The following is a 12,324-nucleotide window of genomic DNA, read 5'->3' as shown; positions in this document are numbered from 1 at the left end:
CTGCCGACTGTGGATAAGCGGCCACGCCAGTCCTGGCCTGGGGCCGCTTGACGTGCAAGTATGAGGAAAGCCAGTGCCGCAACAACCAATCGAGCGGTGTGCCAATGCCTGGTATAGACAAGCCGACAGGGCGAGTCGTCGCCCTGATCGTCCTGCTGCTCGTGGTCGCCGCCGCCCTGCACGGCTACCTTCCCGCTCGCCACGACGCGGTGCGCAGCGAGTCGGGCGGGCGGGGGGCGCTGGCCCTCGTGGTAGCGACCCTGGCCGTGTCGCTCGCCCTGATCGCGATCGCGGTCGTCGCGCGGTTGCGAGACCCGCGCGCCGCCGCGCCGACCGCCGGTGCGGTGTCCGACATGTTGGGCACCGGTCGGGGGCGGCCGAGCTGGCGCGTGTTGCTGATCGGGCTCGCCGTGATCGTGGCCTGGCTGCTGGCCGTGATGCTGCTGGCCCGGCTCCTGGGTCACAGCGTCGCTCCCGCCCCCTCACCACCCGATAGCGGCGCGGCGCCGCCGGCGAATCCGTCCGCACCGCCCCCGCCGCAGCAACGTCAGCACCGACCGCGCGACGGCTCGCAGAACATGCTGGGGATCCTGCTCGCCTGCACGGTCGCGATGCTGGTGCTGTTCGTCGCCGGTACCGTCGCCACGGCACGGCGGCGTTGGCGTCCGGCGGTGCCCGGCGTCGCCGACGAACCGGCGGAGCCCGCGCCGGCGCCGGCGCGTTCGGAGTCACTGGCGCGGGCGGCCGAACGAGGTCTGGCCGAGATGACCGACCTGAGCCGCGAACCGCGCGAGGCGATCATCGCCTGCTACGCCGCGATGGAACGTGAACTCGCACATGTTCCCGGCGCCGTCCCCCAGGAATTCGATACCCCGACCGAGGTGCTGGCCCGCGCGGTCGAGCACCACGCCCTGCACGCCGACAACGCCGTCCAATTGGTGAACCTGTTCGCCGAGGCGCGGTTCAGCCCGCACGTGATGAACGAGGGCCACCGCGACGTCGCCGTGGGCGTCCTCCGGTTGGTCCTCGACGAGCTGGGTTCGCGGAGTCCCGCATGAAAAAGACTACGACGCTGGGCATTTGGTTTATCATCGGCATCGAACTGTTGGCGCTGACGCAGCATGATCGGCGCTTGGTGCTGGCGGCGTCCGGTGCGGGGCTGGCGCTGGTGTTGCTGACCCTGCGTCGTGCGCTGGGGCGGGGTTTCGATGCCGAGGGGGAGGCGGACGCCGACGATCTCGGGGATTCGTTGCGGCGCTGGCTCGCCACTACCGAGACGACGATCCGGTGGTCGGAGTCGACCCGGGCCGACTGGGACCGCCATCTGCGCCCGATGCTCGCCCGCCGGTACGAGATGACAACGGGCCAAAGGCAATCCAAGGACTCCGCGGCGTACCACGCAACCGGGCGCATGATCTTCGGTGTGGAGCTGTGGGAATGGGTCAATCCCAACAACGTCACGCGCGGCGGTGATCGCCAACCCGGCCCGGGCCGTGCGGCGCTGCAAGAGATTCTGCAAAAGCTCGAGCAGGTATGACAGGAGGCGCGATCCGAACATGACCCTGCCGGCCGCCACCACGACCGCCCACTGCGAAGCGATTCTCGACGAGATAGAACGCGTGGTGGTGGGGAAGCGAGCCGCGCTGCGGCTCATCCTCACCACGGTGCTGGCTCGCGGTCACATTCTCATCGAAGACCTGCCCGGCCTGGGCAAGACGCTGATCGCGAGATCCTTTGCCGCGGCGCTGGGGCTGCAATTCACCCGGGTGCAGTTCACGCCGGACCTGCTGCCCGCGGACCTGCTGGGCTCGACGATCTACGACATGCAGTCCGGCCGCTTCGCGTTCCGGCCCGGCCCCATCTTCACCAACTTGTTGCTGGCCGATGAGATCAATCGCACGCCGCCGAAAACCCAGGCGGCCCTGCTGGAGGCGATGGCCGAAGGGCAAGTGAGCATCGACGGCGAAACACACCAGCTGCCAAAGCCTTTCATCGTCCTGGCCACCGACAACCCGATCGAGTACGAGGGCACTTATCCGCTGCCCGAGGCGCAACTCGACCGGTTCGCGATCCGGCTGGAGCTGCGGTATCTCAACGAGCGGGACGAGACGTCGATGCTGCGCCGCCGCCTCGAACGCGGTTCGGCCGAGCCGACGGTCAACCAGGTGGTGGACGCCCACGACCTGCTGGCCATGCGCGAATCGGTCGAGCAGGTGACCGTGCACGAAGACGTCCTGCACTACGTGGTGTCGCTGGCCAACGCCACGCGGCACCATCCGCAGGTCGCGGTCGGGGCCAGCCCCCGCGCCGAACTCGATCTGGTTCAGCTCGCCCGCGCCCGCGCGCTGCTGCTCGGCCGCGACTACGTCATCCCCGAGGACGTGAAGGCGCTTGCCATCGCGGCGGTCTCGCACCGCATCACCTTGCGCCCCGAGATGTGGGTGCGCAAAATCCAGGGCGCCGACGTCATCGCGGAACTGCTGCACCGGCTGCCGGTGCCCCGTACCGGTGCCAGTGCCGGCGAGAGCGGATGAGCCCCGCGTGACCCACGGCGGCGGGGTCGAGTTTCGCTGGCGGGCATCGGAATTGACGCGAGCGATCGCCACCTGCGCGGGATTCGCGATGGCCGCGGCCGTGATCGGCGGCCGGTGGCAGCTGATCGCGTTCGCGGCGCCGCTGCTGGGCGTGCTGTGCTCGATCAGCTGGCAGCGGCCGGTTCCGACGGTTCGGGTGCACGGTGAACCCGACACCCAGCGGTGCTTCGAAACCGAGCAGGCGCGCATCAGGGTGTGGTTGACGGACGACGACGGGGCCGCGGCGGTGCGGCTGACGATCCCGGACATAGCGGGGATGGAGCTCGACGTCGCGGAATCCGATGGGGATCAAGCGAAAACGGTCACGTCGACCGCGCGGCGCTGGGGGCGGTATTCGATCGGGGTCCGCATCGATGTCGTCGCCCGCGGTGGGCTGCTCACCGGAACGGCCGTCGTCGGGGCCGCCGAGGTCATCGTGTTCCCGCTGACGCCGCCGCAGCCGACGCCCATCCCGCAGACCGAGCTGCTCGACCGCCTGGGTGCCCACCTGACCCGCCACATCGGTCCGGGAGTGGAATACGCCGACATTCGTCCCTACGTGCCCGGCGACCAACTGCGCGCGGTGAATTGGCCGGTGAGTGCGCGCCGCGGCCAACTACACGTGACGCAGCGGTTGACCGACCGCGCCGCCGACGTGGTGGTGCTGATCGACGGCTACCGGCAGCCGGCGGGGCCGGCCACCGAGGCCACCGAACGCGTCGCTCGCGGTGCGGCGCAAGTGGTGCAAACCGCGCTGCGCCACGGTGACCGGGCCGGCATCGTGGCCCTCGGCGGCAACCACCCGCGTTGGCTGGGAGCCGACATCGGGCAGCGCCAGTTCTATCGGGTGCTCGACACCGTGCTTCGCGCCGGTGACCAATTCGAACACACCACGGGCACGTTGGCGCCGCGCGCGGCGGTTCCCGCCGGGGCAATCGTCATCGCGTTCTCCACGCTGCTCGACACCGAATTCGCCTTGGCCCTGATCAATCTGCGCAAGCGGGGCCATGTGGTGCTGGCCGTCGACATCCTGGACAGTTCGCCGTTCGAAGACGAACAGGATCCCTTGGTGGATCGGATGTGGGCGTTGCAGCGCTCCGCGATGTATCGCGACATGGCCACCATCGGCGTGGATATCGTGTCCTGGCCCGCCGCGAGTGGTCTGGAGCAGTCGATGGGTGTGTTGCCGGATCGGCGGCGGCGGGTGCGCGGGAAGCTCCGTGGCTGACGGCGACGCCGGGGTGCTGGCACGGGCGGGCGCGCCTGCGTTCGCGACGGCCTTCGGACTGCTCATGGTGGGGCTGGCCGCCGACGGCTGGCACGAACCCGCGATCGCCGCATGGGTGGCGGCCCTCATCGCGGTCGCGGCTGGCATCGTATTCCGCCGCGCCGCCACGGTTGCCGTGGTGTTGGCGGCCGTCACCGTCGTGGTGTCCGGCCCGCCGGTGATACTCGTCGCGCTGTCCGGTCTGTGCGCCGCCGCCTACCTGGTATGCCGCCATGCGGCCGGCACGTCCGCGCTGGTGGTGCTGGACAGCTGGCCGACCGCGCTTGGCGCCGTGGGGTTTACGATCGCCGGATTGGTGGCGACGTCGTTCCCCCTGCAATTGCCGTGGTTGCCGTTGCTCGCCCCGCTGGCGGCGCTGCTGATCTACCTACTGGCCGTCCGGCCGTTCATGAACTAAACCGCTGCCGACGGGCGCCGGGTCAGTGCAGCAGCTGGGCGGCCTGGTCGGCCAGGTCGAGCAGCGGCTGCGGGAAGATGCCCAGCGCCACGGTGATCGCGGCGCACACCGCGATCGCGGCCTTGCTCAAGATGCCCGGCGCCACCACGTGCGGCGTGTCCTCGGTCGCTTCGGTGAAGAACATCGACACGATCACCCGCACGTAGAAGTACGCGGCCACCCCGCTCGCGACCACACCGACGATCACCAGCGGCGCGGCACCACCCTGGGCGGCGGCCTTGAACACGGCGAGCTTGCTGACGAATCCGCTCGTCAGGGGGATCCCGGCGAAGGCCAATAGGAACATCGAAAACATCACGCCCACAATGGGTGAGCGCTGCCCCAGTCCCGCCCAGTGCGAGAGCGTGGCGTCCTCGACGCCGTCGGCGTCGCGGATCAGGCCGACGATGGCGAACGCGCCGACGGTGCTGAAGCTGTACGCCAGCAGATAGAACAGCGTGGCGGACAGGCCCGTGTGGTTGTCGGCGATGACGCCGGTCAGGATGAATCCGACGTGGGCGACCGACGAGTAGGCCAGCATGCGTTTGACGTCGGTCTGGTTCACCGCGGTGATGGTGCCCACCGCCATCGTCAAAATGGAGATGGCCCACAGCACCGGGCGCCACTGATCGTGCAGGGGCGGTAGTGCGACGTAGATAACCCGAAGCAGCGCACCGAAAGCCGCGACCTTGGTGGCGGCCGCCATGAACCCGGTGATGGGGGTGGGCGCGCCCTGATACACGTCGGGAATCCACGAATGGAAGGGAACGGCGCCGACCTTGAACAGCAGACCGACCGCCAGCAGCGCCACACCGACCAGCGCCATCGACGTATCGCCTTGGGTGGCAAGCGCATCGCGGATGCCGGTCAACAGCAGCGTGCCGGTGGCGCCGTAGAGCAGCGCCACGCCGTAGAGGAAGAACGCCGACGAAAACGCGCCCAGCAGAAAGTACTTCATCGCGGCTTCCTGCGACAGCAGGCGGCGATGACGGGCCAGACCGCACATCAGGTACAGCGGCAACGACAACACTTCCAGCGCGACGAACATGGTCAACAGGTCGTTGGACGCGGGGAAGACCATCATGCCGCCGACCGACAGCAGCGCCAGCGGGAACAGCTCCGTCTGGGCGGCTCCGGCCCGCTCGGCCTCCCGCTCGGCATCGCTGTCGGGCACCGCCGACGCCTGCGGGGTAATGGAGTCCAGGCCGCCCGAACCGGCCGTGCCGACGCCCACGGAAACCTTGCTGTCCGCCCGGGCCTGTGTGCGTTCGGCGATGAAGATGACCGCCATCACCGCGACCAGCAGCACGGTGCCCTGCAGGTACAGCGTCGGGCGGTCAATGGCCATGGCGCCCAACACGGCGGCGCGTCCCGAGGCCGGGATCGAGCGGCTCACGGCGATGACGGCGACGAACGCCGCGACCAAGCCGCCCAGCGCGAGCGCCACCTGTGCCGCGTAGCGAATTCGCCTCGGCACGAACGCCTCTGCGAGGACGGCCACCACGGCGACGCCGAACACGATGAGCGTCGGGCACAGCAGGAAGTACTGGATGCTCGGGGTAGGGAGGGTCATCGCGGTCCTTCGGCGGTCCGGGGTAGGTCGGCCGGCCGCGGTGTTGCCACCGGGACGGTGGGCTTGGGGTCGTGCTGGCCGATAGTGGTCATGGTGTTCTCGACGGCGGGGTTGATGATGTCGAGCACCGGCTTGGGATAGATGCCGAGCACCAGCAGCAGCGCGATCAACGGTGCGACGACGATCAATTCGCGGGCGCGCAGATCGCCGATCTTCTCGTTGCCCGTGGCGACCGGGCCGGTCATCACCCGCTGGTAGAGCCACAGCATGTAGACGGCGGAGAGCACCAGCGCGGTGACCCCGAATGCGGCCGCCAGCCAGTACCGGTTGAAAGTTCCCAACAGGACCAGGAATTCGCTGATGAACGGGGCCAGACCCGGCAGTGACAGGGTGGCCATGGCCGACACCAGGAAGGTGCCCGCCAGTACGGGCGCCACCTTCTGCACGCCGCCGTAGTCGGCTATCGCGCGGCTGCCGTGCCTCGATATCAGGAACCCGGCGATCAGGAAGACCGCCGCCGTGGACAGGCCGTGGTTGAGCATGTACAGCGTCGACCCGCTCTGCCCCTGGCTGGTCATCACGAAGATGCCCAGGATGATGAATCCGAAGTGCGAGATCGAGGTGTAGGCGATCAGCCGCATGATGTCGGTCTGGCCGATGGCGACGATCGCGCCGTAGATCACCCCGATGACCGCCAGCACGACGATCAACGGCCGGAAATACGTTGAGGCGCCGGGGAACAGCTGCAGGCAGTACCGCAGCATGCCGAAGGTGCCGACCTTGTCCATCACCGCCATCATCAGCACGGCCGTCGCCGGGGTGGCCTCGACGGCGGCGTCGGGCAGCCAACGGTGGAACGGCCAGAGCGGCGCCTTGATCGCGAACGCGAACATGAAGCCTCCGAACAGCGCCTTGAACACCGCGGAATCCGCGCCGTAGCGGCCGGAGGCGACGCCGGCCACGATCTCGCGGAAGTCGAAGGTGCCCGAACCGTGCTGCGAGGTCACCACGTACAGCCCGATCACCGCGGCCAGCATGATCAGCCCGCCGAACAGGTTGTACAACAAGAACTTCACGGCCGCGCGCGAGCGGCCGGTTCCGCCGCCGAAACCGCCGATCAGGAAGTACATCGGGATGAGCATCGCCTCGAAGAAGACGTAGAACAGCAACACGTCGAGCGCGACGACTGAGATCAGCACCATGGATTCGATGGCCAGCGTGAGCGCGACGTACGCGTGTACACCGCGGGGGTTGCTTTCGCCAACGTCGTTCCAGCCGGCCACCTGTAGCACCGGGATCAGCACCGCGGTCAACAGCACCAGCACCACCGCGATGCCGTCGACGCCCAGGGTGTAGCCGGCGCCGAACGCCGGGATCCACTGATGGCTTTCGACGAATTGATAGGGCGCGCCACCGGATTTGAACCCGGCGGTGACGACGATCGCCACGGCCAGGGTCGCGACGCCGAAGACCAGACCCGTCCATTTGACGAGCTGTCGCAGGCCCGGCGGCGTGAGGATGATCAGTACGGAGCCAGCCAGCGGCACCAGCCACAGCACGCTCAACCATGGAACGTTATTCACCAGCGCCGCTCCTCGTCATCGCTTCTGGCTGCATGGTCGCGGGCCGGTTCACCACAGCCGCACCGCCAGGATCAGCGCGACCACCAGCACGGCGCCCGTCAGCATCGACAGTGCATAGTTGCGGGCGAAGCCGGTTTGCAACCCCCGCAGCCGATTTGACGTCGCACTCACCAGCGCCGCCAGCCCGTTGACCGAGCCGTCGACACCGGCGTTGTCCACGTCGACGAGCGCCTGGGTCAGTGCCGCACCGGGGCGCATGAACACCTCTTCGTTGAAGGCATCGCCGTAGAAGTCGTTGCGTACCGCCGTCGTCAGGGCCGAGACCGAGAGCGGAGCCACCCGGGGGATCGGGGCCTTCGCATACAACCGGTAGGCCACCGCGATGCCGATGACCACGACGCCCAGCGCCAGCGCGGAGCTGACCCACACCGGGTACGCGTGGGTCACTTCCTCGTGCTTTCCGACGACCGGCTCGAGCCAGCGCTGCAGGGTGCCGCCCACCGCCAGCAGTCCACCGGAGAACACCGAGCCGACGGCCAGCAGGATCATCGGCCACGTCATCAGGCCGGGCGCCTCACGCGGATGGGCGCCGGGACCCCAGCGCTTCTTGCCGAAGAACGTCATCAGCATCACGCGGGTCATGTAGAACGCGGTGACGCCGGCGCCCAGCAGCGCGGCGCCGCCCAGCAGGTAACCCTGCATGCCACCGGAGGCCAGCGCCGCCTCGATGATGGCGTCCTTGGAGAAGTAGCCCGCGAAGGGTGGCACGCCGATGATCGCGAGGTAGCCCAGGCCGAAGGTGACGAACGTGATGGGCAGCGCCGCACGCAGTCCCCCGTAGCGGCGCATGTCCTGCTCTTCGTGCATCGCGTGAATCACCGCGCCGGAGCCGAGGAACAACCCGGCCTTGAAGAAGCCGTGGGTGAGCAGGTGCATGATCGCGAAGGCGTAGCCGGCCGGGCCGAGGCCGGCCGCGAGCACCATGTAGCCGATCTGGCTCATCGTCGAGGCCGCCAACGCCCGCTTGATGTCGTCCTTGGCGCACCCGATGAACGCCCCGAGCAGCAGCGTGACCGCGCCCACGATGACCACGGCCAGTCGCGCGTCGGGTGACAGGTTGTACAGCGGGTTGGACCGCACGATCAGATACACGCCGGCGGTCACCATGGTGGCGGCGTGGATCAGCGCGGACACCGGGGTGGGGCCCTCCATGGCGTCACCCAGCCACGCCTGCAGGGGGACCTGGGCGGACTTGGCGCAGGCGCCCAGCAGCAACAGCAATCCCATGGCTGTCAGCGCACCGCGGCTGGCCCCCGGCGCGCCGGCGAAGACCCCGGCGTAGGACAGCGTGCCGAAAGTGCTGAACATCAAGAACATTCCCAGGGCCAGCCCGGCGTCGCCGACCCGGTTCATCACGAACGCCTTCTTGGCCGCGGTGGCCGCCGTCGGCTTGTGGTACCAGAACCCGATCAGCAGGTAGGACGCAAGGCCGACGCCTTCCCAGCCGACATAGAGCACCACGTAGTTGTCGGCGACGACCAGCAGCAGCATCGACGCCAGAAACAGGTTGAGGTAGCCGAAAAACCTTCGGCGGTCGGTGTCTTCGGCCATGTAGGCCACCGAATAAATGTGAATCAGTGAGCCGACGCCGGAAATCAACAGGACGAAACACACCGACAGCTGGTCGATTTGCAGCCCGAGGTCCACCTGGAGTCCGCCGACGGGGATCCAGCTGAACACCTTCTGGTGGATGACGCGGTCGTCGGCGGCGCGGCCGAGCAGCTCGCTCAGCAGGCTCAGGCCCACCCCGAATGCCGCGAGGGCGGTGGCGCAGCCCAACCAATGACCCCACCGGTCGGTGCGTCGCCCGCCGAAGAGCAGGATTGCGGCGCCCGCCAATGGCAGCGCCACCAGCAGCGGAGTGTATTGAGTCATGTTGGCGTCTTCAGCCTTTGAGTAGATTCGCGTCGTCGACGGACGCCGATTTGCGGGTACGGAAGATGGTCATGATGATGGCCAGGCCGATAACCACTTCGCAGGCGGCGACCACCATCGTGAAGAACGCGATCATCTGCCCGTCCAGGTGGCCGTGCATTCGCGCGAACGTGACGAACGCGAGATTGACCGCGTTGAGCATCAGCTCCACGCACATGAACATCACGATGGCGTTGCGGCGCAACAGCACGCCGGAGGCGCCGATGGTGAACAGCAGGGCCGAAAGATACAGGTAATTGGCCGGATTCACGACGTACCGCCTTGGGAGAGACTCGGGCTCGGCTCGGTGGACGGGGTCTTCTTGCCGTCGGCGCCGCGGCTTTGCAGTATCGGCGACACCGAAAGCTTCGAGTACGACCCGTCCGGCAGCATCGCGGCCACGTCGACCGCGTTGTGGCGGGCGTAGACGCCGGGGCTCGGCATCGGCGTGGGATGTCCACCCGGCCGGAACCGTTCCTGGGACAGCTCGCGCTGCGTCTTGCGGCGCTCGAAGCGCTCGCGGTGCGCCAGCACCATGGCGCCGACGGCCGCGGTGATCAGCAGCGCGCTGGTCAACTCGAACGCCCACAGGTACCGCGAAAAGATCAGCGCCGCCAGCCCTTCCACGTTGCCGTTGGCATTCGCAGTGGTCAGGCCGGCGAAACTGCCGGTCGCGATGTTGCCGATGGTGGCGATGAGCAGGATGCCGAACCCGATACCGGCCGCCACTCCGGCGACGCGCTGACCGCGCAGCGTCTCCTTGAGCGACTCCGCGGAATCCACACCGATGAGCATCAGTACGAATAGGAACAGCATCATCACCGCGCCGGTGTAAACCACGACTTGAACCACACCCAGGAACAGGGCGTCCTGGATCATGTAGAAGACCGCCAGGATGATCATGGTCATCGCCAAGAACATGGCCGAGTACACGGCGTTGACGGCGGTGACCACCCCGATCGCGCCGAGCACGGCCAGGACGCCCAGCACCCAGAAGGCGACCGCTTCGCCGGTGGAGGTTCGCACGATGGTGTCGTTGGCAAAACTGGACGCTACGGCGACGGCGTGGCCGGTCAATCCGCTCACCGCGAGTCTCCGGCCTGCTCGGTCTCACGCAACCCGTGGGCGGTCACATTGCCCTGGTAGTAGTCCTTGTCGGTGGCGCCGGCGGTCCTCGGGTGGGGCGGCGCGAGCATGTCCTGCAGCAGCGGCGCCAGCAGCCGGTCCTTCTCGTAGATCAGGTCGGCGCGGTTGTCGTCGGCCATCTCATAGTCGTTGGTCATCGTCAGCGCCCGTGTCGGGCAGGCCTCGATGCACAGGCCGCAGCCGATGCACCGCAGATAGTTGATCTGGTAGACCCGGCCGTAGCGTTCGCCGGGCGAATACCTGAGTTCCTCGGTGTTGTCCGCGCCCTCGACGTAGATCGCGTCGGCCGGGCAGGCCCAGGCGCACAGTTCGCACCCGATGCACTTCTCCAGGCCGTCGGGGTAGCGGTTGAGCTGGTGGCGGCCGTGATAGCGCGGCGAGACGGGGCCCGGTTTCTCCGGGTACTCCTCGGTGACATTCTTTTTGAACATCGATCCGAACGTCACGCCGAATCCGGCCACGGCGTCCAAGAATTTAGCCACGTGCTTCCTCCTTGCTCGCAGCCGCCAGGGACTTCTGGGTTTGCCCCGGCAGCGGCGGTGTCGGGAATACCGGTGCGGGGATCGCTGCGGATGGCAGTTTCTTCGCCTCGCGGCGCAGCTGTTTCTCCAGCGCGCGAATACCCGGCGCGCTGAACGGTTTTCGCAGCAACAGCACGAGCGCCGTGGCGAACACGACGCTGCTGGCCACCAGTATCGGGGTCCAGTGCGCGTAGCCCTGGTTCTGCAGCGTGCGGATCACGGCGGCGATCAGCACCCACACCAGCGAAGCGGGGATCAGCAGCTTCCAGCCCAGCCCCATGAACTGGTCGTAGCGCAGCCGGGGCAACGAGGCCCGCAGCCAGAAATAGACGAACAGGAAGGTCCACATCTTCGCGGTGAACCACAGCACCGGCCACCATCCGGTGTTGGCGCCGGCCCACATGTTCAACGGCCACGGCGCGTGCCAGCCACCGAAGAACAGGACGGTGGCCAGCGACGAGACCGTCATCATGTTGACGTACTCGGCGAGCATGAACATCGCGAACTTCAGCGACGAGTACTCGGTGTGGAAGCCGGCGACCAGTTCACCCTCGGCCTCGGGCAAATCGAAAGGCGCCCGGTTGGTTTCACCGACCATCGAGATCAGGTAGATCACGAACGACGGCAGCAGCAGGAACACGTACCAGACCCGGTCCTGCCCGGCGACGATCTGTGACGTCGACATGGAGCCCGCGTAGAGGAAGACCGCCGCGAACGACAGGCCCATCGCCACCTCGTAGGAGATGACCTGGGCGGTGGAGCGCACCCCGCCCAGCAGCGGGTAGGTGGACCCGGAAGCCCAACCGCCCAAGACGATTCCGTACACGCCGATCGCCGACAGACCGAGGATGAACAGCACCGCGACGGGCAGGTCGGTCAGCTGAAGCGGCGTGCGGTGGCCGAACACCGACACCACCGGACCGAACGGGATGAACGCGAAAGCGGTGAACGCCGGGATCGTGGAGATGACCGGCGCCGCGAAGTAGACGAACTTGTCGACCCCACCCGGGGTGATGGTCTCCTTGAGCGCCAACTTGATTCCGTCGGCCAGGCTCTGCAGAACCCCCCACGGCCCCGCCCGGTTGGGGCCGGGCCGCAGCTGCATCCAGCCCAGGATCTTGCGTTCGAGCAGGATCGCCACCAGCACGTTGAGCATGAGGAACACGAAGATCGCCAGTGCCTTGCCGAGCACCAGCCACCAGGTGTCGTGCCCGAATGCGGTCAACCCGG

The 12,324-nt window shown here is 67.7% G+C and carries 12 protein-coding genes; 5 read left to right on the top strand and 7 right to left on the bottom strand.

The window, feature by feature from the left end; genetic code table 11:
- Positions 1-104 precede the first annotated feature (104 nt).
- From AC5Y5B_RS21195 to AC5Y5B_RS21175, 5 genes are all read left to right on the top strand, one after another.
- Positions 105-1,058, top strand: a complete 954-nt coding sequence (locus tag AC5Y5B_RS21195; protein ID WP_500006312.1) for a DUF4129 domain-containing protein — start codon at positions 105-107, stop codon at positions 1,056-1,058.
- On the top strand, positions 1,055-1,537 hold the full coding sequence (locus AC5Y5B_RS21190; protein ID WP_112634435.1) for a hypothetical protein: 483 nt from the start codon (positions 1,055-1,057) through the stop codon (positions 1,535-1,537). The genes AC5Y5B_RS21195 and AC5Y5B_RS21190 overlap by 4 nt, the downstream gene beginning before the upstream one ends.
- A 19-nt stretch (positions 1,538-1,556) precedes the next feature.
- Positions 1,557-2,534, top strand: coding sequence for an AAA family ATPase (locus tag AC5Y5B_RS21185; protein ID WP_112634434.1), 978 nt, complete (start codon positions 1,557-1,559; stop codon positions 2,532-2,534).
- Between the two features lie 7 nt (positions 2,535-2,541).
- Entirely contained in the window at positions 2,542-3,801 is a 1,260-nt protein-coding gene (locus tag AC5Y5B_RS21180; protein WP_500006311.1) for a DUF58 domain-containing protein, read from the top strand.
- A 64-nt stretch (positions 3,802-3,865) separates the two neighbouring features.
- The gene (locus tag AC5Y5B_RS21175; protein WP_500006363.1) at positions 3,866-4,258 is read left to right on the top strand and encodes a hypothetical protein; all 393 of its coding nucleotides are present in this window, start codon (positions 3,866-3,868) and stop codon (positions 4,256-4,258) included.
- A gap of 22 nt (positions 4,259-4,280) precedes the next feature.
- Here the strand turns inward: AC5Y5B_RS21175 and nuoN are convergent, their stop codons facing one another.
- The 7 genes from nuoN to nuoH are packed head-to-tail and all read right to left on the bottom strand — an operon-like array spanning position 4,281 to position 12,319.
- Positions 4,281-5,870: an NADH-quinone oxidoreductase subunit NuoN gene (nuoN, locus tag AC5Y5B_RS21170; RefSeq protein WP_500006310.1), complete on the bottom strand. Its 1,590-nt coding sequence runs from the start codon at positions 5,868-5,870 to the stop codon at positions 4,281-4,283.
- Entirely contained in the window at positions 5,867-7,453 is a 1,587-nt protein-coding gene (locus tag AC5Y5B_RS21165) for an NADH-quinone oxidoreductase subunit M (RefSeq protein ID WP_500006309.1), read from the bottom strand. The genes nuoN and AC5Y5B_RS21165 overlap by 4 nt, the downstream gene beginning before the upstream one ends.
- Positions 7,454-7,501: 48 nt before the next feature.
- A complete protein-coding gene (nuoL, locus tag AC5Y5B_RS21160; protein WP_500006308.1) occupies positions 7,502-9,388 on the bottom strand; it encodes an NADH-quinone oxidoreductase subunit L in 1,887 nt (628 codons plus the stop codon).
- A gap of 10 nt (positions 9,389-9,398) precedes the next feature.
- Positions 9,399-9,698, bottom strand: a complete 300-nt coding sequence (gene nuoK, locus AC5Y5B_RS21155) for an NADH-quinone oxidoreductase subunit NuoK (RefSeq protein ID WP_007772892.1) — start codon at positions 9,696-9,698, stop codon at positions 9,399-9,401.
- Positions 9,695-10,513: an NADH-quinone oxidoreductase subunit J gene (locus AC5Y5B_RS21150; protein ID WP_112634428.1), complete on the bottom strand. Its 819-nt coding sequence runs from the start codon at positions 10,511-10,513 to the stop codon at positions 9,695-9,697. Before AC5Y5B_RS21150 ends, nuoK begins: the two co-directional genes overlap by 4 nt.
- Positions 10,510-11,055, bottom strand: a complete 546-nt coding sequence (nuoI, locus tag AC5Y5B_RS21145) for an NADH-quinone oxidoreductase subunit NuoI (RefSeq protein WP_500006307.1) — start codon at positions 11,053-11,055, stop codon at positions 10,510-10,512. The genes AC5Y5B_RS21150 and nuoI overlap by 4 nt, the downstream gene beginning before the upstream one ends.
- Positions 11,048-12,319: an NADH-quinone oxidoreductase subunit NuoH gene (nuoH, locus tag AC5Y5B_RS21140; RefSeq protein ID WP_500006361.1), complete on the bottom strand. Its 1,272-nt coding sequence runs from the start codon at positions 12,317-12,319 to the stop codon at positions 11,048-11,050. Before nuoH ends, nuoI begins: the two co-directional genes overlap by 8 nt.
- Between the last annotated feature and the right edge of the window lie 5 nt (positions 12,320-12,324).

The organism is Mycobacterium sp. NGS33 (assembly GCF_059812885.1).
The sequence above is the reverse complement of the archived record's forward strand: the minus strand, read 5'-3'. Positions and strand labels throughout refer to the sequence as shown.

What these genes read in the sequence shown, in the direction of transcription:
- AC5Y5B_RS21195 (WP_500006312.1), top strand. Translation starts at nt 105, where the DNA reads ATGCCTGGTATAGACAAGCCGACAGGGCGAGTCGTCGCCCTGATCGTC.
- AC5Y5B_RS21190 (WP_112634435.1), top strand. Translation starts at nt 1,055, where the DNA reads ATGAAAAAGACTACGACGCTGGGCATTTGGTTTATCATCGGCATCGAA.
- AC5Y5B_RS21185 (WP_112634434.1), top strand. Translation starts at nt 1,557, where the DNA reads ATGACCCTGCCGGCCGCCACCACGACCGCCCACTGCGAAGCGATTCTC.
- AC5Y5B_RS21175 (WP_500006363.1), top strand. Translation starts at nt 3,866, where the DNA reads ATGGTGGGGCTGGCCGCCGACGGCTGGCACGAACCCGCGATCGCCGCA.
- nuoN (WP_500006310.1), bottom strand. Translation starts at nt 5,870, where the DNA reads ATGACCCTCCCTACCCCGAGCATCCAGTACTTCCTGCTGTGCCCGACG.
- nuoL (WP_500006308.1), bottom strand. Translation starts at nt 9,388, where the DNA reads ATGACTCAATACACTCCGCTGCTGGTGGCGCTGCCATTGGCGGGCGCC.